This is a genomic window from Nonomuraea sp. NPDC049028 (assembly GCF_043197735.1).
Lineage (GTDB): Bacteria > Actinomycetota > Actinomycetes > Streptosporangiales > Streptosporangiaceae > Nonomuraea.
The window spans coordinates 357,925-378,652 of the sequence record NZ_JBICTR010000009.1 but is presented as its reverse complement, the minus strand read 5'-3'; the positions used below and the strand labels follow the sequence as shown (position 1 = coordinate 378,652).

Below are 20,728 nucleotides of genomic sequence, written 5' to 3'. Positions count from 1 at the left end.
CCCTGCGGGCCTCTGGCACCTGATTCACCTCGTATGTCCGTTTTCTCCGATCATGTGTTTGTTTGTCTTTTTTGTGGGGCAGGTGGAGACCGGTTGTTCCAGGCGAGCGGGAGGGCAAGGAGCGCTGGTCATGAAAGACAAAGTTCAGATAGGGCTGGCCATCGCCGCGGGCTACTACCTCGGCCGACGCCACAAGCTGCGTTGGGCGACCACGTTGGCCCTGGCCGGGGTGCTCAGCCGGCTGCGCGGCCAGGGCGGCCTGCTGTCGCAGGGGATCAAGATGCTCGGTTCGTCGCCCGAGATGGACAAGCTCACCGGCCGCCTGCGTGGCGAGCTGATGGACGTCGGCAAGGCGGCGGCCGTGGCCATGACGAGCAGGCAGCTCGAATCGCTGACATCCAGGCTGCACGAGCGGGCCGAGGGTCTGCGCCATCCGGGCGCGCCTGAGGAAACGGCCGAGGACGAAGAGGACTACGAAGAGGGCTACGAGGAGGAAGAGGAAGAGGCGCCTGAGGAGAAACCGCCCAAGCCGGCACCACGGAGAAGGAATCCCAAGGCCGAGCCCGCACGCGCTACGCGGCCGGTCACCAGGACACGGAGGCGAGCTTGATGGCTCAGGTATCGAAGACTCAGCCCATCAAGAAGGTCACTGAGGCCCTGCCGGCAGACGTCAAGAAGGTCGCGGAGGCCCTGCCGACAGAAGCGCTCACCCAAGAGCTCAAAAACCTCGCACAGGCCTTCATCGAGCGAGCGCTGCAGTCCGTGAGTGACAAGGTCGAGGACATGGCGGGCCGGCTCGCCGATCCCGCGGCAGGCGGCGGAGTTTCCGGCCTGTTCAGCGCGCTCACCGGATCGGATGAATCTGGCGGCAAGTCCGTCAAAGGTTCGATGCTGGGTGGCGCGGCCAAGGGGGCACTCAAGGGCCTGTTCGGAGGCATGGGCAAGGGGACCAAGAAGCTACGGTTCGTCAACATCGCCGAAGCGCTCGACATCGGCGCTCCCGTACGGGTCGTCTACAACCAGTGGACGCAGTTCCAGGATTTCCCGACCTTCATGAAGAAGGTGGAGCATGTAGAGAACGAGAGCGACGAGAAGCTGTCGTGGAAGACACAGGTCTTCTTGTCCCATCGCAACTGGGAGTCGGACATCGTCGAGCAGGTGCCCGACGAGCGGATCATCTGGCGCTCCAAGGGCCCCAAGGGCTACGTCGACGGCGCTGTGAGTTTCCACGCGCTAACCCCCAACCTGACCCGGGTCCTGCTCGTACTCGAATATCACCCGCGCGGGGTGGTGGAGCACGTCGGCAATGTCTGGCGTGCGCCGGGCAGGCGGGTACGGCTGGAGTTCAAGCACTTCAAGCGGCATGTCATGACGCAGATCATGCTGCACCCCGAGGAGATCGCCTCCGGCGGGTGGCGCGGCGTGATCCACGACGGTGAAGTCGTCAAGGACCACGAGACCGCGGTCCAGGAGGAGCAGGCCGCGCAGGAGGAGGAAGAGGAACGGCCGGAAGAGGAACGGCCGGAAGAGGAACGGCCGGAAGAGGAGCCGGAGGAAGAAGAGGAAGAGGAACTGCCGGAGGACGAGTACGAGGAGGAGGAAGAGCCCGAAGAGGAAGAGGAAGAAGAGGAGGAGCCGGAGGAAGAAGAAGAGGAAGAGGAGGAGGAAGAAGAGCCGCCTCGCGCGGCCTCTCGGAGACGGGGGCGCGCCAAGGAGCCACCGGCGCGGCCGGTTCGTCGCAGAGCCGGTACCCGGACGACGTAACACGGGACGGCGTCCGCGAAGACCGGCGGGGCAGCGTCCCCGAAGAGCGGCGGGCGGCGTCCGCGAATACCGAGGGAGAAGTAATGACCGTGCAACCCGCGACAGGCGGAATAGCCGACCGTCCGTCTCCGTCGGGCCTGGCCGACGTCATCGACACGATCCTCGACAAAGGGCTGGTCATCGACGCCTACGTCCGGGTCTCACTCGTCGGCATCGAACTGCTGACGATCGACGCGCGCATCGTCGTGGCCAGCGTGGACACCTACTTGCGCTACGCCGAGGCCGTGAACCGGCTGGACCTCGAGGAGTCCGGGGGAGAAGGGCTGCCCGAGATCATGCAGAACATGACGCAGGGCAAGGGCAAGAACGTCACCCAAGGGGTCTTGGAAGCGGCAGGGGAGAAGCTGAGCGACTTCGTCGGCGAACTCGGCGAGAAACAGGAGACGCGCAGCCGGCGGCAAGAGCGAGAGGAGCGCTGAGATGGCGCAATCTGCGGAAGCCGCGAAGGCCGCCGGTCAGGATGCTCCCCAGCAAGTCACCAAGAAGACCGGCATCTACATCTACGGTCTCGTACCCGAGGACGTCGAGGTGTCCAGCGACGCGCAGGGCATAGGGGACGAAGCTGCGGAGATCAGGCTGATCCGGCATGGCGAGATCGCCGCTCTGGTGAGCGACGTCGCGCTCGACCGCCCGCTCGGCACTCCCGACGACCTGTTCCGGCATGGGGCCCTGCTCGATGCCACCGCCGCCGAGGTGCCCGTCATCCCGCTCCGCTTCGGCTCGGTGATGACGAACGAGGAGGCCGTCGTCGAGGAGCTGCTGACGCCGCACCACGATGAGTTCCGCAGCGCGCTGGACGAGCTGGAGGGGCGGGCCGAGTACGTCATCAAAGGACGCTACGTCGATCAGACGCTGTTCCGTGAGGTGCTGAGCGAGGTCCCGGAGGCCGAGCAGCTGCGTGAGCAGATCCAGGGACAACCGGAGGATCTGACGCGGAACGCGCGGATCCGGCTCGGGGAGCTGATCAACCAGTCGGTCGTGGCCAAACGCGAAGCCGACACGCAGTCGCTGACCGAGGAGGTGAGCCCGCTCGCCGCCCTCACCGTCATCCGGGAGCCCTCTCACGAACAGGACGCCGTTCACGTGGCCGTGCTCATGGAGACGGACCGGCAGGACGAGCTGGAGCGGGTGGTGAACGAGTTCGCCGATCGCTGGTCCGGACGGGTTGAGATGCGCATATTGGGCCCGCTGGCACCGTACGACTTCATCACCGCGCGGACTCAGGAGTGATGACGGGTGGGACTGATCAGCCTGCTCTTCGGCTGGCCGCTGGCGCCCGTCAAAGGGGTGATCCGGCTCGGCGAGCTGATACAGGAGCAGGTGGAGCGGCAGACGCATGACCCTGCGATGGTCAGGCGCCGGCTGGAGGAGATCGAGCAGTCCAGGGCCGCCGGCCTGATCTCCGAGGAGGAAGAGGCGCTGGAGATGAAGCAGACGCTCGAATCGATGATCGGCAAGCCCGGCCAGGCTGTCGCGCCGACAGGTGAGGAAGAGGAAGAGGAGGGGTGATCGCATGCCTGTCAGGCGCAGTGTCCGCGAAGAGCGGCCGGCCGGCAGCCAGGCACCAAGGCGCTCAGGGGAGGAACCCGACGAGAGGCGGACGGAGCCACGTCAGAAACGCCGCCCACGCGGCCTGTCAGTGGCGGACGTCGGCGAAGCCGGTTTGGCGCACATCGCCGATCTGGTCGCGGGCGAGCCGGAAGGCATCACGATGGTGAAGCCGATCGAGCGCGGCTGGGTGGTGAACGTGGAGGTCCTGGAAGATCACCGCATTCCCTCTTCCGGCGACATTCTCGCGCTCTACGAGGCCGAGTTGGACCCGGAGGGAAACCTGCTGTCCTACCGGCGCATCCAGCGGTACCGGCGGGGCAGCGGTACCACCGGGGAGGGCGGTTCGCGATGACCGAGCCCGGCTCTGTGATGCGCCAGTCCAGCGCCCCCGCCGGGCGGCTGTCCAACCACGAGCCGGCGAACCTCGGCGACATCCTGGAACGGGTCCTCGACCGAGGCATCGTGATCGCGGGAGACATCCGCGTGAACCTCCTGGACATCGAGCTGCTGACCATCAAGCTCCGGTTGATCATCGCCTCGGTCGACACCGCCAGGGAGATGGGGATCGACTGGTGGGAGCACGATCCTTGGCTCAAAGGGCAGGACCAGGAGTTGCGCGAGGAGAACCGCAGGCTCCGGCGACGGCTCGCCGCGGCGGAGGAGGGCGCCGCACTTCCGCGCGGTCCGACCGCGGAGGTCGAGTACGTCGATGAGCGAGCAGCCGAAGTGGACGAGCGTGATGAATGACGCGGGGACTTACCTGTACGCGGTCACCCGCGACGAAGGTGTCACCCTTCCCGAAGACTTGAAGGGTGTGGCCGGTGAAGGGGTGCGCGCCATCACGCATGCCGGTCTCGTCGCGTACGTGAGCACGGTCCCGCTGGACCGGTTCGGCGAGGAGCCACTGCGGCGGTCCATGGAAGACCTGGACTGGCTGGGCGAGACCGCTCGGGCGCACCATCGCGTGGTGGAGGCGGTAGCCCGGACGACGCCGACGGCCCCGGTCCGTCTGGTCACGGTCTACAGCGGCGAGGACCAGATCAGGGAGCTCCTGGACCGGCGGCATGACGATTTCGCCGAGACGCTCGGGCGGATCGCCGACCGCCAGGAGTGGGGGGTGAAAGCGTACGTCGATCCGGCCGCGCCGCCGCCCGCCGAAACGGGGGCGGAGAGCGCGACCAGCCCGGGCCTGGCGTACCTCAAGAAACGGCAGGCGAGTCTGCGCAGCCGTGAGGAGACCTGGCGCCAGGCCGCCGCGCGTGGGGAGCACATCCATGACGTCCTCAAGTCCGTGGCGGTCGCCAGCCAGCGGCATCGCCCCCAGGACCCGCAGCTGTCCGGTCGCGCGGAGTGGATGATCCTCAACGGCGCCTACCTGGTCGATCTCGACCGCGGCGCGGAGTTCGCGCGGGTCGTCGACGGGCTGCGGGGCGAGGGAATCGACGTGGAGCTCACCGGTCCGTGGGCGCCGTACTCCTTCGCCGCCTTCGCCGAGACACCGGAGAGGCCGGGAGGAGGGACCGGCGATGACGCTTGATCAGCCCCGCGGCGCCGTGCTCGCCCGGGAGGACCGGCTGCCGCCCGAACGCGTGGCGCTGGTGGACCTCCTCGACCGGCTGCTGGCGGGTGGGGTCGTGGTGAGCGGGGACCTTGTCCTGTCCATCGCGGACATCGACCTGGTGCGCATCTCCGTACGCGCGCTGATCATGTCGGTCCGGAGTACCGATGAGGAATGACCTGGAAAAGGCGTCATCGGTGCGGAAGGTGCCGTCGAGACGGCTGCGCATCGAGACCGACGCCGAGGCGGTGGAGCGCGACCTGTCGCGCCTGGTGCTCACCCTGGTCGAGCTCGTACGCCAACTCGTGGAGCGTCAGTGTGTGCGCCGGATGGAGCAAGGGGACCTGTCAGACGAACAGATCGAGGCATTGGGCGTGACCTTGATGCGACTGGAAGAGGCGATGACCGAAATGTGCGACAAGTTCGGTCTGTCGCCCTCCGACCTCAATATCGACCTCGGACCGCTCGGGACGCTGCTTCCCCGGGACTAGCTGTCGGCGAGGACCTGCGCCAGCGCATGGGATGCCTGGCGGATCATGCCGGGGTTGGTCTCCCAGTAGTACGGCAGCGCTATCACCGCCTGAGCGAGCGCCCAGCCGCGGCCGCGCACCCAGGAGGCGTCGTCGACGCCGAGTTCGCGCCGGAATCGGCGTCGACTCTCACCCGCGAACACGTTCCACGCGGGCTGGAGGTCGCAGGCGGGGTCACCCACGTTGAGGCCGCCGAAGTCGATGACCGCCGACAGACGGCCGTCGACGACGAGCAGGTTGCCCGGCAGCAGATCGCCGTGCAGCCAGACCTCCGGGCTGTCCCAGGCCGGGGCGTCGAGCGACTCCTGCCACGAGCGGAGCGCGGCGTCGCCGTCGATCCGGTCGCCGAGCTGGGCGATCGCCTGACGAACAGACGCGTCGCTCTCCGCGAGCGGTCCGCCTCGGCTGTGCGGGGAGCGCGGGGGCGCGCCGGTCGTACTGATCTGACGGAGCGCGGTCACGAACGCCGCCAGGTCGACGGCTGCCTGGTCCAGGTCGTCGATCGTGCCGTTGGCGTTCGCGCCGGGCAGCCACTCGTACACCGACCAGTCGTAGGGATAACCCCCGCCCGGCCGGCCCATGGCCAGCTGCACCGGAAGCGCGAGGGGCAGGTGCGGCGCGAGCTTCGGCAGCCACTCCGCCTCCTTCGCCGCCTGCTTGGTGGCCCACCCGATGCGCGGGAGCCGAGCGACCAAGTGGTCACCGAGCCGGTAGATGTCGTGATCGGTTCCGTACGAGTCGACCGGCGCGATCGGCAGCTCGGCCCAGCGCGGGAACTGCTCGGCGAGCAGGTGACGCACGAGGGCGACGTCGGTCTCGATCTCGTCGGTGTGCATCTTGGTCGCTCTCATCGCGGTCAATCTTGGTGAACCGCCTGGACCGTCGCAACGGAGTTTCGCCGGCAACGGCCGGGACCGGCCCGGCCGTTGCCGGCGAAAGTCAGGCTGTTTTGGGAAAGTCAGGCTGAGGTAAGTACAGCCGGGTCCTGAGCGGTGGTGGCGGTGGTGTCCCGTTCGGGCCGGCGCAGCACTGTCAGCGCCACGATGAAGGCGGCCACGAGCAGCGCGGCGGAGATGGTGAAGGCCACGTGATAGCCACCGGTCAGCGCGACCGCCTGACTCTGCCCGGCGGACAGCAGATCCCCGGTACGGGAGGCGGCCAGCGTGGACAGCACCGCGACGCCGATCGCCATGCCGACCTGCTGGGTGGTGTTGAACAGCCCGGAGGCCAGGCCCGCGTCGTCGGCCTTGGCGCCGGACATGCCGAGCGTCGTCAGCGCCGGCAGGACCAGGCCGCCGCCCGCGATGAGCAGCATGACCGGGAGCAGGTCGGTGACGTAGTTGGCGGTCACCGGGACGCGGGTGAGCCAGCCCATCGCCGCGAACAGGAGCGCCAGGCCGAACAGCAGGACGCGGCGGGCACCGAAGCGGGTGTTGAGCCGGGCGGAGACGAACAGCGACACGGCGCCGATGGCCACCGCCGCGGGCAGCATCGCCAGGCCGGTGCCGAGCGCGCTGTAGCCGAGGACCTTCTGCATGAAGAGCGCGACGATGATCTGGAAGGAGAACATGGCCGACAGCGCCAGCATCTGGACCAGGTTGGCGCCCGAGACGGTACGCGAACGGAAGATCCGCAGCGGCATCAGCGGGGTTCTGGCGGTCGCCTGACGGATGACGAAGGCGGCCAGCAGAGCGAGGGATACCGCGCCGAGGCCGAGGGTGTGCGCGGCGAGCCAGCCGTACTCCTCGATCTTGACCACCGTGTAGATGCCCAGCATCAGACCGCTGGTGACCAGGACGGCGCCGATGACGTCGGCCCCGGCGGCGAGTCCGGCCCCGCGGTCGCCCGGCAGTGCCCGGATCGCCAGCGCGATGGTGGCCAGGCCGATCGGCAGGTTGATGAAGAAGATCCAGTGCCAGCTGAGCGCATCGGTGATGACTCCGCCCAGAACCTGGCCGATCGAGGCGCCGGCGGCGCCGGTGAAGCTGAAGATGCCGATCGCCTTGGCGCGTTCGGCGGGCTCGGTGAACAGCGTCACCAGGATCCCGAGAACGACCGCGGAGGCCATCGCGCTGCCCACGCCCTGTAGGAACCGGGCGGCGATCAGCAGGCCGGGCCCGGTCGCCGCGCCGGCCAGCAGCGAAGCGGCGGTGAAGACCGCGTTTCCGGCCAGGAACATGCTCTTACGGCCGATGAGGTCACCCAGCCGACCGGCCAGGAGCAGCAATCCGCCGAAAGCGATTCCGTACGCGTTGACGATCCAGCTGAGCCCGGCGGGCGAGAAGCCCAGATCCCGCTGCATGGCCGGCATCGCGACGGTCACGATGCTGCCGTCCAGGACCGTCATCAGCATCGCGGCGGACAACACCATGAGCGCCAGCCAGCGCGATGGTTGGGGGGAAGGTGCGGTATATGACATGGCCATCTCCTGCTCAAAAGGCGAACAAGAGGAACCATAACAGATAGTTCCGTTGCAGACTATATGTCTCGGACCTTTAGCCCTTCTGTCGAGCCCTTCGCACCCCTTGCGGCGCCTCAGCGGGAGTAGCCAGATGCCCCGTGGCCAGGCGATTCATGGCCCGTAGCAGCACCTCGGCCTCGTCCTCGGGCAGCGAGGCGAGGGCCGCCCGGTGTACGCCATCGACGATGGTCTGGCTCTGCTTGGCAACCTCCGCGCCCTTCTCGGTGACGGCGATGATCCGGGCCCGCCGGTCCGTGCTGGACGGGCGGCGCTCGGCGAGGCCCGCCTTCTCCAGGGCATCGACGGTGACCACCATCGTGGTCTTGTCCATGTCGCCGAGCTCGGCGAGCTGGATCTGCGTGCGCTCCTCTTCCAGAGCGTGCACGAGCACGCAGTGCATCCGCGCCGTCAGCCCGATCTCCGCCAGAGCCGCCGCCATCCGGGTCCTCAGGATGTGGCCGGTGTGGTCCAGCAGGTACGACAGGTCCGGCGCGGTGCGGGAAGGGGCCATGGCAGTCATGTCGTCCAGTTTAGCAATTAGTTCCGTTATGGATTATCCCGATGCTTTGCGTCGCCCTTCCTGGCGGCTTCGGCCACGCGGCGGACGGCGCTCTTGTCGGCCTCGCCTGGTGCTCCGGACGGCGCGAATCCCGGCGAATCATCGAGGGCGGGGTCCTGGCTGAGGATGCGCTGATGGAGGCGCTCGATGTCCGCCCCCGGATCGGCTCCGAGCTCGTCGGCCAGCCGCTTCCGCAGGGCGGCGAACGCGCCCAGCGCTTCGGCCGGTCGGCCGGCGCGGTGGCAGGCCAGCATGAGCAGGCCGGTCAGCTGCTCGTCGGGCGGCCCGGCGGTGGCCAGGTCCAGGATCTCGGGGACGAGCAGCGCGTGGTGCCCGAGCCGCAGCTCGGCCTCCAGGCAGTCGATCACCGCGGCTCGGTGCTCCGCCAGCAGCTTGGCGCGGGCGTTCGCCGCGGACTGGCCGGTCAGGCCGCTGAGCGGCTCGCCGGGCCGCAGGCCGCGGGTGCCCCACTGCCGAAGGGCGTCACGCAGGATCGGTACGGCCTGCGCGTCGTCACGCCCGATCAGCGGCCGCGCCTCGTTCACCAGATCGCGGAAGCGGTAGACGTCGACCTCGTTCCGGTCGGCCAGCAGCCGGTAGCCGCCCTGGTATTTAGGCAGCATGTCGCCCAATTTCGGTCCGCTGGAATGTCCCAGATGAGCACGCAGGTCACTCGCATAATGCTGGATGACCTTGCGCGCGCTGTTTATCGGCTCCGCGCCCCAGATCTTGTCGATCAGCTCCTCCATGGTGACCGGCCGGGCCCCGGCGAGCAGGAGCAAAGCCAGCATCAAACGTTGTTTTCGGTCACCGACATAAACCCGCACACCGTCCCGGTAAGCCTCCACGCCGTTCAACAATCGAAACTGCATCGGTCCACTCCTTCGTACTACGTGTATTGGATATGACTAACGGCGTTCATAGAATTCCTATGGCTGACCGACGGCGCGGCACCGAGCCGATACCCAGGCCGACCAGACAGCGGGCGGCACAAGGCTCCCCGGACGAACAGGAGAGAAATAATGGGTACTGCCAAGGAAGGCCGGTCGCGGCGCGCCGAATGGTTCAAGGCGACGTTCAGTGACAACGGCGGCGGCTGCGTAGAGGTCGCGCTGGGCGAGAACGTGGTCGCGGTGCGCGACTCCAAGGACCCCGAGGGGCCCGTTCTCTATTTCAGCGGTGAGGAGTGGGGCGCGTTCCTCGCCGGGGTGTACGCGGGCGAGTTCGACCTGAGGTGATCCGGGTCCATGTCCGGGGAGCGCGGGTCGCGACCTCCCGGACGGCCTCGGGGAGTGCGCGAGGTGCCCGCTCCCCGGGGATGGGCGGACGGCCGTGCGCAAGGCGGGGTCACCGATCCGCGGCGCGGACGTCGGCACTGATCGTGGCGAGGAAGTCCCGCGCCTCGTCGCCGAAGACCGCCATCTGGCTCAGCAGGGACCACTGCCGCTGATAGACCGCGATGTCGTCGGCGTGGCCGGCGCTCAGCCTCACGTGCGCGACTTCTATCTCCACAAAAGTGTCCGCCGCGCTGCCGTCGCTCTCGTAGAGCGTGAAACCGTGCGGGGGGCAGACAAGCGCTTCTGTGTTGTGCGGTATCAAGCCGATGGAGACGTTCTCCAGGGTGCTCAGCGAGGCTATCCGGTCCAATTGGGCGAGCAGGAGTTTGGCCGGTCCAGGACGGCACCGCAGCGCCGCCTCGGTAATGAGGAATTCGAAACGCCGGCTTTCCTCATACAGGGCGAGCTGCCGCTGCAAACGAGCCGCGACGGCCATGGACAGATTGCCCTCGGTGTACGGCGGGTCGAACAACGCGAAGATGCGCCGGGCATACTCGGCGGTCTGCAACAGCCCCGGAATGACGGTGGGCTGGAATCCCCGCACCAGCTGCGCCTGGTCCTCCTGCTCCCGGATCTCGTCCTGCAGGTGCGCCTGCCGCTGGAGCGCGGCCCGCCAGCTGTGCATCTCGGTGAAGGCCGCCTCGGTCAGGTCGGTCAGCCATTCCCGGGTCTGACTCGACGCCTCCACCGCCTCGCCCCACGCCGTCACCTCCGGCAGTGAGGGGATCACGGTCCCTGACTCGATGCGGGAGACCTTGGACTGGCTGATGCCGACCCGGTGGGCCAGGTCGCGACCGGAGATCCCGGCCAGGTCGCGCAGGCGCCGCAGCTCTGTGGCCAGACGCTCACGCTTGGTGCGCTGTTCCGCGCCGTCACCGTTCATCCGCTCCGCACCCTCGACAGCATCCGGCGCACCATTCTCTACGAACCAGTTTGATGCCAATTGATGATGCACTAAATCAGCTAATGTCGCACACGTCAAACCGGTGGGCGGTGCCCGGTCCTGCGCTGGTCTAGAGAGAGATGGCTGGTCCACGCGCGGGGGCGCTCACATCGGCGGGGCGGCGGCGTGATTCACAGTGATTCAGAGGGTGCGAGCTCGGCTTCGGTGGGAGCGAGATGGCGGCGCGCGGCGGGCTCGGAGCCCGGCCACCGCGTTCTGCGCGCCGCGGTGGCCGGGCAGCCAGAGATACGCGCGCGGGCGACAACCGGTTCATGCCCAGTAGAGCGCGCTCAATGACAACTGACCAGACCTCAACTCATGCGGTGCAGCTCCCACGGGTCGTGGGCGGAGAACACCTCCACCCCGTGCACGTTCGCCAGCTCGCGCAGCCGGTCCCGGCTCGTCAGCCGCGACCCCTCGTCCACCTGCGAGTCGAGCTGCACGATGTCCAGCAGCGGATGCGATTGCGGGTCGTCGGCCGACAGCTCGCGGTGGTAGAAGTAGGCGTCCCCGGCGTGCAGCAGCCACCGGTCGCCGTCCCTGACCGCCACACCCACATGGCCCACTGTGTGCCCGGCGAGCGGCACCATCAGGAAGTCCGGCGAGAACGTCGAAGGCCGCACCCCCTCGACCCCGTTCCAGGTGTCTCCGGTGCCGGGATAGGTGACCCAGCGCGGGCCGTGCGCCCAGTGGCCGGGGCGGTAGCGGCGGTTCGGCGCCTCGGTCAGCGCCGCCTGCAGCTCGGCCGCCATGACGTGCACCTCGGCCTGCGGGAAGTCGGGCAGCCCGCCGCTGTGGTCGACGTCCAGGTGGGTCAGCAGGATGTGCCGTACGTCCGCCGGGTCGTAGCCGAGGGCGGCGACCTGCTGGACGGCGGTCTCCGCCGGCCGGAGCTCGGGCCCGACCAGCTCGACCCACTCGGCTTCGAGCAGTTCGCCGGGCCGGGTCACGTCGTCCAGCCCCAGTCCCGCCTCCACCAGGACGAGCCCCGAGTCGGGGGTCTCGACCAGCAGGGCGTGGCAGACGGCGGGTGCGGAGGGCAGGGACTCGGTCGAATCGATCTCGCGCATCGAGCCGAGATTCAGGTGATGGATTGTCATGTGCCCTAGACTGCGACTTGAAGCGCGGTTCAAGTCAAGTCAAGGAGCGGGCTGTGGACGAGATGTTGCTCGACATCGGTGAGGTGGCGCGGCGGTCCGGGCTGGCGCCGTCGGCGCTGCGGTTCTACGAGCGCAAGGGGCTCATCACGGCCGACGGGCGCAACGGCCTGCGCCGCACGTACCTGCCGGAGATGCTCGAACGCCTGGCACTGGTCACCTGCGCGCGTGACGCCGGGTTCACGCTCACCGAGATCGCCGCGTTCCTGCGCGCCGGGCCGTCCGACGCCGTGTTGCGCGAGCGGATGGCCGCCAAGGAGCGCGAGGTGGACGAGCGGATCGCGCAACTCACCCGGCTGCGCGACAGCCTGCGTCACGCGGCGGTGTGCGACCACGACCCGTTCGTGGAGTGTCCGGACTTCAAGCGGGCCATCCGCCGCGTCAGCGTCCCGTAGGAGCCCAGGGAGGTCCGTCACACGACCGTCTCGGCCCCTGCGATGGTCCGTGGTGGTTGGGGTTCCTGGGAGGGAAGCCCCCTTCGGGGGAGAGGAGGGTCGGGGTCCGTGGGGGTCAGCCTGCGCTCACGTACTGCCTCGGTCTCAGGGCGTGGGCGCGGAGGGCGGCCAGGGCGGCGAGTTGGCCGGAGCGGGTCACCCGTACGGCGAGGTCGTCGGCGAAGGCCAGGCCGAGCGCCTTGAGCTGGGCGACCAGGTCGGTGACCGGCGTGGCGACGTCCTCAAGGCTCGTCGCGGGATGCCAGCCCTCGCCCCCGACCACCTCGGCCACCCGCTCGCGCAGCTCGGCAGGCGACATCAGGGCGCCGTCGGCGAGCAGCATGAGCGCGGCCTCGCGCGCCGAGAGCTCGAACTCGTGCTCGCCCCTGGCCAGGAGCAGCTTGGTGACCGCGTCCCACATGGCCTCGGGGGAGTCGAGCAGCCGCCGGCCGTAGTCGGTGATCGACAATCGGACGCCGGAGCGGCTGATCGCGCCCAGCTCGCGTTCGGCCAGCTCACGCAGCCGGAGTGCCTCCGGTGAGGGGGCCAGGCGCATGGGGAGGCTGCCTTCCGAGGCGGCCAGCGACAGCAGGCCGTGCAGCGCGGGCAGCTGCTGGACCGAGACGGGAGCGTGCAGTCGCACCTCGAACGGCTGGGCCAGCTCGCGCCGGGCCGGGCCGCGGCCGAGCACCCAGCGGTTGAGCCGTTCGCCGTGTACGCGGTGCAGCCAGCTGTCGCCGCCCAGCTCGGTCCGGGGCGCGGTGAGCCAGCGCCTGGTCAGCGCGCCGGGATCGACGTCGTCGCCCGAGACGATCGCCAGCTCCAGCGCCGCGGAGCAGGCGACGTGCGCGCCCAGCTCCTCGGGGCCCATGATCATGCTCCATTGGAGGTCGGGCACGTCGGGCGGGAGCACGCCGGTGGCCTCGAGCGCCACCTGGTAGGCGCTGGTGCCCGCGTCCTCGCCCTCACGGGCGTAGGTGCGCAGGATCTTGGTCGTGAGGGCCGACTCACACAACCCGGCATAGCGCTCCAGCCCGCCGACCTGCAGCAGCCGCCCGAGCGCGCGGGCCAGCCGCTCATGGTCGCCACCGACCTTGAGCGGCAGTGTGTACCAGAGGAACTCGCAGACGTCGAGCTGCGTAACCGTCTCCAGCGGCTCCCCGCCCGTCAACCACTCCACAGCGGTCCTGGCCTCTTCGGCCAGGTCCGGCTCGGAGCGCTCCAACTCGGCGAGCAGGGCGGTGACGTCTGGTGCACTCATGCCTCGAAGTTTGCCGTATCGACCCCGGGCCTGACGATGACCGAAACCGGTGCGTATTGGGTCTTGCACTGCGACTACCCTATGAAATTAGTAAATATGGAACTGTGACCGGGTCAAATCCACCGCTTGTCGAAGAGCATCCGTGCCTTCCACTCGGTGTAGGGGATCAGCTCGGCGGACAAAACCGGATGCAGCCACCAGAAGTTGATCAGTGCCAGTAGTGCGAACGCGCCGACGGCCGCAGCCCCGAGCGTACGCCTCAACGGTACAGCCCCACCCGGTGTCTTCGCTGAGGGGCCTATCAGCAAACCCGCGCACAGGGTGATGGCCAGCACCATGAACGGCACCATCGGCACCGCGTAGAACAGGAACATCGTGCGGTTCTCGGTGATCGCGAAGTAGAACCAGGGCAGCCAGCCCATCGCGTAGGCCAGCAGCACCGCGCCCGCCCGCCAGTCCCGCGTGGCGACGTACCAGGCGATCAGGGCGATCAGCGCGGCCAGCGCGCCGAACCAGATCACCGGGGTGCCCACGCCGAGCACGGCCTCGGCGCAGTCCTTCGCGCCGCAGGCGCCGCCCTTGTTGCCCTCGTAGTAGAAGGCGACCGGGCGCAGCAGCAGCGGCCACTGCCACGGATCCGACATGTAGGGATGTGAGGTCGCCAGCCCGCTGTGGAAGGAGAAGACCTGCCACTGGTACTGCACCCACGACCGCATCGAGTCGATGACGAAGTAGATCGGCCCCGACGAGGTGGCCTGGTCCCAGTTGCGGCCATAGCCGGCCGCGCTGACGAACCAGCCGGTCCAAGTGGTCATGTACGTCACGAACGGGACCAGCGCGAAGGCGACCAGACCGGTCGGCACGTCCTTGGCGAAGGCGCCGGAGTAGGGATTGCGCAGGCCGACGGCCCGCCGCGCGCCGAAGTCCCACAGCAGGCTCATGACCGCGAAGGCGGCCAGGAAGAACACCCCTGACCACTTGACCCCCATGGCGGCACCGAGGCAGAGGCCCGCGGCGATCCGCCACGGCCGCAGCCCCAGCCAGGGGCCCTGCGGCGACAGCGGCGACGTCTCGTACCAGTCGACCAGCCGTTCCCGCGCCCGGTCGCGGTCGACCACCAGGCAGGCGAACCCGGCCAGCACCCAGAACATCAGGAAGATGTCCAGCAGCGCCGTACGCGACAGCACGAAGTGCAGCCCGTCGAGGGCGAGCAGGAGCCCGGCGAAGCAGCCGAGCAGGGTCGAGCGGGTCATCCGGCGGGCCACGCGGGCCAGGACCAGGATCGACAGCGTCCCGATCACCGCCGCGGCGAACCGCCAGCCGTAGGGGTTCATGCCGAACAGCCACTCGCCCACGCCGATCATCCACTTGCCCAGGGGCGGGTGGACCACGTAGGAGGCGCACTTGTCGAGCGTCGCCTCCGTGCACTTCTGAAAGATGTCGGTGTTGCCGGCGATGAGCGCCTTGTCGGCATCCTTGATCGTGACCCGCTCCACGAGCCACGTGATCAGCGAATAGCCGTCCTTGGCGTAATAGGTCTCGTCGAAGACGACGGCCTTGGGGTGGCCGAGCCCCATGAAGCGCAGCACCCCGCCGAAGACAGTGATGAACAGCGGCCCCAACCAGCCCCACAACACGCTGCCACGCATCGGCGGGACCATCCGATCTCGGATGGATCGCGTCCCGGGACTGCTCTCGTCCGCCGCCGGTTGGCCACTTGACTGGCCAAAGGTTTCGTACGGGAAATCGGTCACCGCCATTCGGACATCGTACGGGCCTCAAGCCAGTGCTTACCCAGGAAACAGGGTCTTATCGGGATGCCCTGCCACAATGGCCGGGTGACAGTAAAGGGCAGGTTGGTGCTGGCAGGGGCCCCCATCGGGCAGGCGGGCGACGTTTCGCCGCGGCTGCGCGAGGTGCTCGAGAACGCCGACGTGGTGGCGGCCGAGGACACCAGGCGCCTGCGCAGGCTGGCCGGCGACCTCGGCGTGGAGATCCGGGGGCGGGTGGTCTCCTACTACGACGCCAACGAGGCCGGACGTGCGGCGGAGCTGGTCGAGACGCTCAAGCAGGGGCAGACGGTGGTGGTCATCACCGACGCGGGCATGCCGGGTGTGTCCGACCCCGGCTACCGCCTGACGCACCTCGCGGTTGAGGAGGGGATCACGGTCACCGCCCTTCCGGGCCCGAGCGCCGTCACCACTGCGCTGGCCGTCTCCGGCCTGGCCAGCGACCGCTTCTGCTTCGAGGGCTTCCCTCCGCGCAAGCCTGGAGAGCGCGCTCGCCGCTTTTCGGCGCTGGCGAAGGAGGAGCGCACGATGGTGTTCTTCGAGGCGCCCCACCGGCTCCAGAGCGCGCTGGAGGCGATGGCGGAGGCCTTCGGTCAGGAACGGAAGGCCGCCGTCTGCCGTGAGCTCACGAAGACCTACGAAGAGGTACGGCGCGGCGGCCTGGGCGAGCTGGCCGCGTGGGCGGCGGCGGGCGTCAAGGGTGAGATCACCGTCGTGGTGGCCGGTCACGTCGCGGCCGACACCGAGCCCGATATCGAGTCACTGGTCGCCGAGGTGGACCGCCGCGTGGCCGACGGGGAGCAGCGCAAGGCGGCCGTCGCCGACGTGGCGAAAGAGGCGGGCCTGCCCAAGCGGGAGCTCTACGACGCGGTTCACAGGAGATCGTCCACGCCATAGGGTGCGCATCGTGAAGAAATGGGGGATTTCCGCACAGCGGCTGGTCCCGCCCATGCAAGGGGGCGCCCTCTGGGGGTGGCTGGGGCCGATCGCGGTCGCCCTCTTCGGCGGAATACTGAGATTCGTCAGATTAAGCGAGCCGAGGGCCATCGTCTTCGACGAGACGTACTACCTCAAGGACGCCTACTCGCTGCTCAGGTTCGGCGTCGAGCGGGTCACGCTCGGTGACTCCAAGAACCCGGAGGCCGACCACCGGCTGATGGCCGGCAACCTCGACATCTTCAAGCACTGCCCGAACACGACCGACTGTGCCTCGTTCGTCGCCCACCCGCCGCTGGGCAAGTGGATGATCGGGCTGGGGGAGTGGCTGTTCGGCGTGAACCCGTTCGGCTGGCGGTTCGCCGCGGCCGTGGTCGGGACGCTGTCGATCCTCATCCTGGCCCGGCTGGCGCGGCGGATGACCCGCTCGACGATGCTGGGCTGCCTGGGCGGGCTGCTGCTCTCGCTGGACGGCCTGCACCTGGTGCTGTCGCGTACGGCGCTGCTGGACATCTTCCTGATGTTCTGGGTGCTGGCCGGGTTCGCCTGCCTGGTGGTCGACCGCGACTGGTCACGGCAACGGCTGGCCGACTGGTACGACAGCTCGCCGCTCACCCCGACCGGGCCGCCGCTCGGCCTGCGGCCATGGCGGATCGCCGCGGGCCTCTGCCTGGGGGCGGCCTGCGCGGTGAAATGGTCAGGGATCTTCTTCTTGATCGCGTTCGCGGTCATGAGCCTGCTGTGGGACATGGGGGCCAGGCGGGCCGTCGGGCTGCGCAGTCCCTACTCCGGCGCCTTCGCCAAGGACGTGCCCTCGGGGCTGGCCGCGCTCGGGCTGGTGCCCGCGCTGACCTTCGTGGCCTCGTGGACGGGCTGGTTCGTCACCGCGGGCGGCTACGGGCGCAACTGGGACCAGGCGACGTCGTCGGGGCCGCTGTTCTTCGTCGTCGACTCGGTGCGATCGTGGCTGAAGTACCAGGTGCAGGTGCTCGGCTACCACACCGGGCTGCACGACTATCACCCGTACATGTCGGACCCGTGGACCTGGCCGGCCCTGTTCCGGCCGGTCTCCTTCTTCTACCCGACGAACCTGCCGCCGTCGGCGTGCGGGGCGGACAAGTGCTCGCAGGCCGTGCTCGGGGTGGGCACGCCCGCCCTCTGGTACGCCGCCATGCTCGCCCTGCTGGGACTCATCGCCTGGTACGTCGCCACGCGCGACTGGCGGGCCGGGGCGGTGCTGCTGACCTTCGCCGCCGGGTGGCTGCCGTGGTTCTACTACGCCATCGCCGACCAGCGGACGATGTACCTCTTCTACATGATCCCCGTGGTGCCGTTCATGGTGCTGGCGCTCGTCCTGGTCGCGGGGCTGGTGATCGGGAAGGAGAGCGCCACACCCGCGCGCCGGGCGGTGGGGGCCGCGGTCGTGGGGGCGTTCACGCTGATCGTCCTGATCAACTTCTGGTGGCTCTACCCGGTGCTGGTCGCCGAGACGCTCACGCAGGCACAGTGGTGGGCTCGGATGCTGACGCGGGCTTGGGTCGTACCCGCGCCAAAGTGACGCCGCGGCGCAGCGTGATCGCCGCGGCGATGCAGGCCAGGGGGACCGCCGGCAGGACATAGCGGTAGTCGAACTCCGCCGTCGCGGCGGGCGCCAGCAGCAGGCCGAACGCCCCGAGCCAGGGCAGGATCACCGGCCCGCCGAACCGGCGCCAGCGGACCACCGTGCCGTACAGACCGATCAGCATCACGCCGCCCAGCACGATGCCGGGCAGGTAGACCACCTGCTGGTAGCCGCTCATGATCTGCGCGAAGGGCGCGACGATCTTCGTCTCCGGCGGGCCCTGCTCGTAGGTGTAGGCGTCGGTGTCCGTACGGCCCTGGTAGGAGGGCCACTGGGGCAGTCGCTTGGGGTTGCCGCTGTCATCCAGCTCGTAGAACGGGATGAAGCGATACATGTTGTACGTCTTCTCGTCCGGGAAGCGCGGCCTGCCCCAGTTGAAGGCGCGGAAGAAGTCACGCGCCACCACCGCCAGGTAGTCGCCGGGCTGCGAGGTGATCGCCCGCGTGGCGAACGCGCTGGCGGCCTCGTTGGTGATGCCGGTGAACTTCTTGCCCGCGCCCCAGCGGTGCAGCACCTCACCCGTGCCCTGGCTACCGCCGCTGCCCTGGCCCCAGAGGTACCACTGCGCGTACTCCTTGCGCTGATCGACCGGATCGGTGATGCACAGGAGGAGCATCTGGAGCTCCCGATATTTGTCGATGTGCATCTTGTTGCAGTCGGCGAAGATCGCCGTGCGCATGTAAAGGATGAGCCCGTCGCTGTTGGTCATCGCGAATTTACCGAAATTTGTCGAGAACCACCCCATGTAGGCGAGGACCGGGGCCGCGCAGGCCATGATCACGGCCACGATCGTCTTCCACCCGGTCCGCTTGATGAGCAGGTACGCGACGACCAGGGCGAGGATCGGCAGGCCGATCGAGCGGGTGAGCGCGGTGAGCGCGAGCAGCAGCCCGACGACCACGCCCAACTTCCACGACATCCGCCGGTTCCACAGGACGATCGTGATCACACCCACGACCAGCAGCGTGAACAGCGTGTCGGACATGATGAGCTGTTCGAGCTGGATCTGGTAGCCGTCGAACAGCACCGGGACGGCCGCCAGCGTCGCCCCCCACTTCGGCAGGCTGAATTTCCGGCGCAGCAACGCGTAGATGAGCGCGCCCGTGGCCAGGCCCATCAGATGCTGGGAGAGAGTTACCAAAGAGAAACTGTGGAACGGCTTGAGCAGCAGCAGCCAGAACCCGTAACCGTCCGGCCTGATGGGGTGTGGCCTGGGGTGCAGCGCGACGGAGACGTACTCGTAGGAGTCGTTGAACCACATCGCCGGGCCGTACCCGAGCATGGTGATGAGCCGCAGCACCCCGCCCAAGGCGAATGCGGCGGCGAACACCCGATGGCGGCCCAGGAACGCCAGCGCGCGTGCCAACCGGCCAGGGGCGGAGGGGTCCACAGGGGTCATCTCCGCAGCGCTCACCATGCTGTAAAGAATGCCAGTCGTTTTTAGGACTTGACCCGACCATCCACGGGCACAGGGCATGATGGTGGGCTGGAAGAGCCTTAACTGAAGGGTTGAGACGTGGAACTGACGGTGGTCATGCCCTGCCTCAACGAGGCGGAGACCGTGGAAGTCTGTGTGCGCAAGGCGCTGGCGTGCATGGAAGAGCACGGCATCGAGGGCGAGGTCCTGATCGCCGACAACGGCAGCACGGACGGCTCGCAGCAGCTCGCCCGCGACGCCGGTGCGCGTGTCGTCCACATCGATGAGAAGGGTTACGGCAACGCCCTCATGGGCGGCATCCGTGCCGCGCGCGGCAAATACGTCATCATGGGCGATGCCGACGACTCCTACGACTTCACCTCGTTGCTCCCATTCGTCGAACAACTGCGCGACGGTGCCGATCTCGTGATGGGCAACCGGTTCAAGGGGGGCATCGCCCCCGGCGCCATGCCTCCGCTCCATCGCTACCTGGGCAACCCGGTGCTGTCGTTCGTCGGCCGGTTGTTCTTCCCGTCGGCCATCGGTGACTTCCACTGCGGCCTGCGCGGGTTCCGGCGTGACTCGATCCTGCGGCTCCATCTGCAGACGGGCGGCATGGAGTTCGCCTCCGAGATGGTGGTCCGCTCCACGCTGTCCGGCCTCGACGTGCGCGAGGTGCCCACGACGCTGTCGCCCGACGGCCGCTCCCGGCCGCCGCACCTGCGTTCCTGGCGTGACGGCTGGCGCCACCTGCGCTTCCTGCTGCTGTACAGCCCCAAGTGGCTGTTCTTCTATCCCGGCATCCTGCTGATGATCATCGGGCTGGTCGCGGGCACGGCGCTGACGTTCGGCCCGGTCGAGATCGGCGAGCTGGCCTTCGACGTCGACACGCTGGTCGGCGCGTCGGCGGCGGTGGTGATCGGCTTCCAGGCGGCGTTGTTCGCCCTGTTCACCAAGGTCTACGCGGCCGAGGAGGGCTTCCTGCCCGAGTCGCCACGCGTCCGCCGCCTCATCGACATCGTCACCCTGGAGAAGGGCCTGGTGGTCGGCGGGTTGCTGGCCCTGGCCGGTCTCGTCGGCCTGGTGATGTCGCTGGTGCACTGGCAGGTCCGCAGCTTCGGCTCGCTCGACCCGCGCGAGTCGCTGCGCATCGTCGTGCCCTCCGCGACGGCGCTCATCATGAGTTTCCAGACCATCTTCGCGGCGCTGTTCATCAGCATCCTGGGCATTCGCCGCACCCGCGAGAGCTCGATCGACGCCGCCGCCAAGGTGGCCGAGGAGGCGGCCGAGGCCGTGTCCCGCGAGGAGTCCACGACGCGCTGATCATCCGCCTCGTGCCGGTATTCGGT

24 protein-coding genes are annotated in these 20,728 nt (G+C 68.4%); 15 read left to right on the top strand and 9 right to left on the bottom strand.

Annotated elements, in window-relative coordinates:
• The first annotated feature begins 130 nt into the window (after positions 1–130).
• From ACGFJ2_RS35295 to ACGFJ2_RS35250, 10 genes are all read left to right on the top strand, one after another.
• Positions 131–610 carry a hypothetical protein gene (locus ACGFJ2_RS35295; protein ID WP_393475652.1) on the top strand — a complete coding sequence of 160 codons (480 nt, stop codon included), beginning with the start codon at positions 131–133 and terminating at the stop codon, positions 608–610.
• Positions 610–1,764 (top strand): SRPBCC family protein, encoded by a 1,155-nt coding sequence (locus ACGFJ2_RS35290; RefSeq protein WP_393475649.1) that lies wholly within the window; start codon positions 610–612, stop codon positions 1,762–1,764. The genes ACGFJ2_RS35295 and ACGFJ2_RS35290 overlap by 1 nt, the downstream gene beginning before the upstream one ends.
• An 83-nt stretch (positions 1,765–1,847) precedes the next feature.
• A complete protein-coding gene (gvpJ, locus tag ACGFJ2_RS35285) occupies positions 1,848–2,243 on the top strand; it encodes a gas vesicle protein GvpJ (protein ID WP_357943825.1) in 396 nt (131 codons plus the stop codon).
• A gap of 1 nt (position 2,244) precedes the next feature.
• Positions 2,245–3,054: a GvpL/GvpF family gas vesicle protein gene (locus ACGFJ2_RS35280; RefSeq protein ID WP_393475645.1), complete on the top strand. Its 810-nt coding sequence runs from the start codon at positions 2,245–2,247 to the stop codon at positions 3,052–3,054.
• 6 nt (positions 3,055–3,060) lie between these two features.
• Positions 3,061–3,333: a gas vesicle protein GvpG gene (locus tag ACGFJ2_RS35275; protein WP_393475642.1), complete on the top strand. Its 273-nt coding sequence runs from the start codon at positions 3,061–3,063 to the stop codon at positions 3,331–3,333.
• Between the two features lie 4 nt (positions 3,334–3,337).
• Complete coding sequence (gene gvpO / locus ACGFJ2_RS35270) at positions 3,338–3,727, top strand: gas vesicle protein GvpO (protein ID WP_393475639.1); 390 nt, start codon at positions 3,338–3,340, stop codon at positions 3,725–3,727.
• Between the two features lie 17 nt (positions 3,728–3,744).
• On the top strand, positions 3,745–4,122 hold the full coding sequence (locus tag ACGFJ2_RS35265) for a gas vesicle protein (RefSeq protein ID WP_393476302.1): 378 nt from the start codon (positions 3,745–3,747) through the stop codon (positions 4,120–4,122).
• Positions 4,085–4,912: a GvpL/GvpF family gas vesicle protein gene (locus tag ACGFJ2_RS35260; protein WP_393475636.1), complete on the top strand. Its 828-nt coding sequence runs from the start codon at positions 4,085–4,087 to the stop codon at positions 4,910–4,912. Before ACGFJ2_RS35265 ends, ACGFJ2_RS35260 begins: the two co-directional genes overlap by 38 nt.
• Positions 4,902–5,111, top strand: a complete 210-nt coding sequence (locus ACGFJ2_RS35255; RefSeq protein ID WP_357943837.1) for a gas vesicle protein — start codon at positions 4,902–4,904, stop codon at positions 5,109–5,111. The genes ACGFJ2_RS35260 and ACGFJ2_RS35255 overlap by 11 nt, the downstream gene beginning before the upstream one ends.
• Complete coding sequence (locus tag ACGFJ2_RS35250; protein ID WP_363990040.1) at positions 5,101–5,424, top strand: gas vesicle protein K; 324 nt, start codon at positions 5,101–5,103, stop codon at positions 5,422–5,424. Before ACGFJ2_RS35255 ends, ACGFJ2_RS35250 begins: the two co-directional genes overlap by 11 nt.
• Here the strand turns inward: ACGFJ2_RS35250 and ACGFJ2_RS35245 are convergent.
• From ACGFJ2_RS35245 to ACGFJ2_RS35230, 4 genes are all read right to left on the bottom strand, one after another.
• Positions 5,421–6,314 (bottom strand): aminoglycoside phosphotransferase family protein, encoded by an 894-nt coding sequence (locus tag ACGFJ2_RS35245; RefSeq protein ID WP_393475632.1) that lies wholly within the window; start codon positions 6,312–6,314, stop codon positions 5,421–5,423. The genes ACGFJ2_RS35250 and ACGFJ2_RS35245 overlap by 4 nt on opposite strands.
• Positions 6,315–6,421: 107 nt before the next feature.
• Complete coding sequence (locus tag ACGFJ2_RS35240) at positions 6,422–7,882, bottom strand: DHA2 family efflux MFS transporter permease subunit (protein WP_393475629.1); 1,461 nt, start codon at positions 7,880–7,882, stop codon at positions 6,422–6,424.
• A gap of 76 nt (positions 7,883–7,958) precedes the next feature.
• The gene (locus tag ACGFJ2_RS35235) at positions 7,959–8,444 is read right to left on the bottom strand and encodes a MarR family winged helix-turn-helix transcriptional regulator (RefSeq protein ID WP_357943845.1); all 486 of its coding nucleotides are present in this window, start codon (positions 8,442–8,444) and stop codon (positions 7,959–7,961) included.
• 26 nt (positions 8,445–8,470) lie between these two features.
• Entirely contained in the window at positions 8,471–9,274 is an 804-nt protein-coding gene (locus ACGFJ2_RS35230) for an AfsR/SARP family transcriptional regulator (RefSeq protein ID WP_357943847.1), read from the bottom strand.
• A gap of 231 nt (positions 9,275–9,505) precedes the next feature.
• Between ACGFJ2_RS35230 and ACGFJ2_RS35225 the strand changes: the two genes are divergently transcribed.
• Complete coding sequence (locus ACGFJ2_RS35225) at positions 9,506–9,721, top strand: DUF397 domain-containing protein (RefSeq protein ID WP_357943849.1); 216 nt, start codon at positions 9,506–9,508, stop codon at positions 9,719–9,721.
• A gap of 109 nt (positions 9,722–9,830) precedes the next feature.
• Here the strand turns inward: ACGFJ2_RS35225 and ACGFJ2_RS35220 are convergent, their stop codons facing one another.
• Complete coding sequence (locus ACGFJ2_RS35220) at positions 9,831–10,703, bottom strand: Scr1 family TA system antitoxin-like transcriptional regulator (RefSeq protein WP_357943851.1); 873 nt, start codon at positions 10,701–10,703, stop codon at positions 9,831–9,833.
• A 371-nt stretch (positions 10,704–11,074) separates the two neighbouring features.
• Positions 11,075–11,863: an MBL fold metallo-hydrolase gene (locus tag ACGFJ2_RS35215; RefSeq protein ID WP_393475624.1), complete on the bottom strand. Its 789-nt coding sequence runs from the start codon at positions 11,861–11,863 to the stop codon at positions 11,075–11,077.
• Between the two features lie 62 nt (positions 11,864–11,925).
• On the opposite strand from ACGFJ2_RS35215, the gene ACGFJ2_RS35210 reads away from it, so the two are divergent.
• Positions 11,926–12,315, top strand: a complete 390-nt coding sequence (locus tag ACGFJ2_RS35210) for a MerR family transcriptional regulator (RefSeq protein WP_357944583.1) — start codon at positions 11,926–11,928, stop codon at positions 12,313–12,315.
• A gap of 115 nt (positions 12,316–12,430) precedes the next feature.
• Here the strand turns inward: ACGFJ2_RS35210 and ACGFJ2_RS35205 are convergent, their stop codons facing one another.
• Both ACGFJ2_RS35205 and ACGFJ2_RS35200 read right to left on the bottom strand, forming a co-directional pair.
• Positions 12,431–13,615, bottom strand: coding sequence for a hypothetical protein (locus ACGFJ2_RS35205; protein ID WP_393475621.1), 1,185 nt, complete (start codon positions 13,613–13,615; stop codon positions 12,431–12,433).
• Between the two features lie 113 nt (positions 13,616–13,728).
• Positions 13,729–15,264: a phospholipid carrier-dependent glycosyltransferase gene (locus tag ACGFJ2_RS35200; protein ID WP_357943857.1), complete on the bottom strand. Its 1,536-nt coding sequence runs from the start codon at positions 15,262–15,264 to the stop codon at positions 13,729–13,731.
• A 189-nt stretch (positions 15,265–15,453) separates the two neighbouring features.
• On the opposite strand from ACGFJ2_RS35200, the gene rsmI reads away from it, so the two are divergent.
• Both rsmI and ACGFJ2_RS35190 read left to right on the top strand, forming a co-directional pair.
• The gene (rsmI, locus tag ACGFJ2_RS35195; protein WP_393475617.1) at positions 15,454–16,302 is read left to right on the top strand and encodes a 16S rRNA (cytidine(1402)-2'-O)-methyltransferase; all 849 of its coding nucleotides are present in this window, start codon (positions 15,454–15,456) and stop codon (positions 16,300–16,302) included.
• A 10-nt stretch (positions 16,303–16,312) separates the two neighbouring features.
• Positions 16,313–17,899, top strand: coding sequence for a phospholipid carrier-dependent glycosyltransferase (locus ACGFJ2_RS35190; protein ID WP_357943861.1), 1,587 nt, complete (start codon positions 16,313–16,315; stop codon positions 17,897–17,899).
• Here ACGFJ2_RS35190 and ACGFJ2_RS35185 read toward each other — a convergent pair.
• Complete coding sequence (locus ACGFJ2_RS35185; RefSeq protein WP_357943863.1) at positions 17,835–19,379, bottom strand: hypothetical protein; 1,545 nt, start codon at positions 19,377–19,379, stop codon at positions 17,835–17,837. The genes ACGFJ2_RS35190 and ACGFJ2_RS35185 overlap by 65 nt on opposite strands.
• 99 nt (positions 19,380–19,478) lie before the next feature.
• Between ACGFJ2_RS35185 and ACGFJ2_RS35180 the strand changes: the two genes are divergently transcribed.
• Positions 19,479–20,702 carry a glycosyltransferase family 2 protein gene (locus tag ACGFJ2_RS35180; RefSeq protein WP_357943865.1) on the top strand — a complete coding sequence of 408 codons (1,224 nt, stop codon included), beginning with the start codon at positions 19,479–19,481 and terminating at the stop codon, positions 20,700–20,702.
• The last annotated feature ends 26 nt before the right edge of the window (positions 20,703–20,728 follow it).

What these genes read in the sequence shown, in the direction of transcription:
- ACGFJ2_RS35295 (WP_393475652.1), top strand. Translation starts at nt 131, where the DNA reads ATGAAAGACAAAGTTCAGATAGGGCTGGCCATCGCCGCGGGCTACTAC.
- ACGFJ2_RS35290 (WP_393475649.1), top strand. Translation starts at nt 610, where the DNA reads ATGGCTCAGGTATCGAAGACTCAGCCCATCAAGAAGGTCACTGAGGCC.
- gvpJ (WP_357943825.1), top strand. Translation starts at nt 1,848, where the DNA reads ATGACCGTGCAACCCGCGACAGGCGGAATAGCCGACCGTCCGTCTCCG.
- ACGFJ2_RS35280 (WP_393475645.1), top strand. Translation starts at nt 2,245, where the DNA reads ATGGCGCAATCTGCGGAAGCCGCGAAGGCCGCCGGTCAGGATGCTCCC.
- gvpO (WP_393475639.1), top strand. Translation starts at nt 3,338, where the DNA reads ATGCCTGTCAGGCGCAGTGTCCGCGAAGAGCGGCCGGCCGGCAGCCAG.
- ACGFJ2_RS35265 (WP_393476302.1), top strand. Translation starts at nt 3,745, where the DNA reads ATGCGCCAGTCCAGCGCCCCCGCCGGGCGGCTGTCCAACCACGAGCCG.
- ACGFJ2_RS35260 (WP_393475636.1), top strand. Translation starts at nt 4,085, where the DNA reads ATGAGCGAGCAGCCGAAGTGGACGAGCGTGATGAATGACGCGGGGACT.
- ACGFJ2_RS35255 (WP_357943837.1), top strand. Translation starts at nt 4,902, where the DNA reads ATGACGCTTGATCAGCCCCGCGGCGCCGTGCTCGCCCGGGAGGACCGG.
- ACGFJ2_RS35250 (WP_363990040.1), top strand. Translation starts at nt 5,101, where the DNA reads ATGAGGAATGACCTGGAAAAGGCGTCATCGGTGCGGAAGGTGCCGTCG.
- ACGFJ2_RS35245 (WP_393475632.1), bottom strand. Translation starts at nt 6,314, where the DNA reads ATGAGAGCGACCAAGATGCACACCGACGAGATCGAGACCGACGTCGCC.
- ACGFJ2_RS35240 (WP_393475629.1), bottom strand. Translation starts at nt 7,882, where the DNA reads ATGTCATATACCGCACCTTCCCCCCAACCATCGCGCTGGCTGGCGCTC.
- ACGFJ2_RS35235 (WP_357943845.1), bottom strand. Translation starts at nt 8,444, where the DNA reads ATGACTGCCATGGCCCCTTCCCGCACCGCGCCGGACCTGTCGTACCTG.
- ACGFJ2_RS35230 (WP_357943847.1), bottom strand. Translation starts at nt 9,274, where the DNA reads ATGCTGGCTTTGCTCCTGCTCGCCGGGGCCCGGCCGGTCACCATGGAG.
- ACGFJ2_RS35225 (WP_357943849.1), top strand. Translation starts at nt 9,506, where the DNA reads ATGGGTACTGCCAAGGAAGGCCGGTCGCGGCGCGCCGAATGGTTCAAG.
- ACGFJ2_RS35220 (WP_357943851.1), bottom strand. Translation starts at nt 10,703, where the DNA reads ATGAACGGTGACGGCGCGGAACAGCGCACCAAGCGTGAGCGTCTGGCC.
- ACGFJ2_RS35215 (WP_393475624.1), bottom strand. Translation starts at nt 11,863, where the DNA reads ATGACAATCCATCACCTGAATCTCGGCTCGATGCGCGAGATCGATTCG.
- ACGFJ2_RS35210 (WP_357944583.1), top strand. Translation starts at nt 11,926, where the DNA reads ATGTTGCTCGACATCGGTGAGGTGGCGCGGCGGTCCGGGCTGGCGCCG.
- ACGFJ2_RS35205 (WP_393475621.1), bottom strand. Translation starts at nt 13,615, where the DNA reads ATGAGTGCACCAGACGTCACCGCCCTGCTCGCCGAGTTGGAGCGCTCC.
- ACGFJ2_RS35200 (WP_357943857.1), bottom strand. Translation starts at nt 15,264, where the DNA reads ATGCGTGGCAGCGTGTTGTGGGGCTGGTTGGGGCCGCTGTTCATCACT.
- ACGFJ2_RS35185 (WP_357943863.1), bottom strand. Translation starts at nt 19,379, where the DNA reads ATGGTGAGCGCTGCGGAGATGACCCCTGTGGACCCCTCCGCCCCTGGC.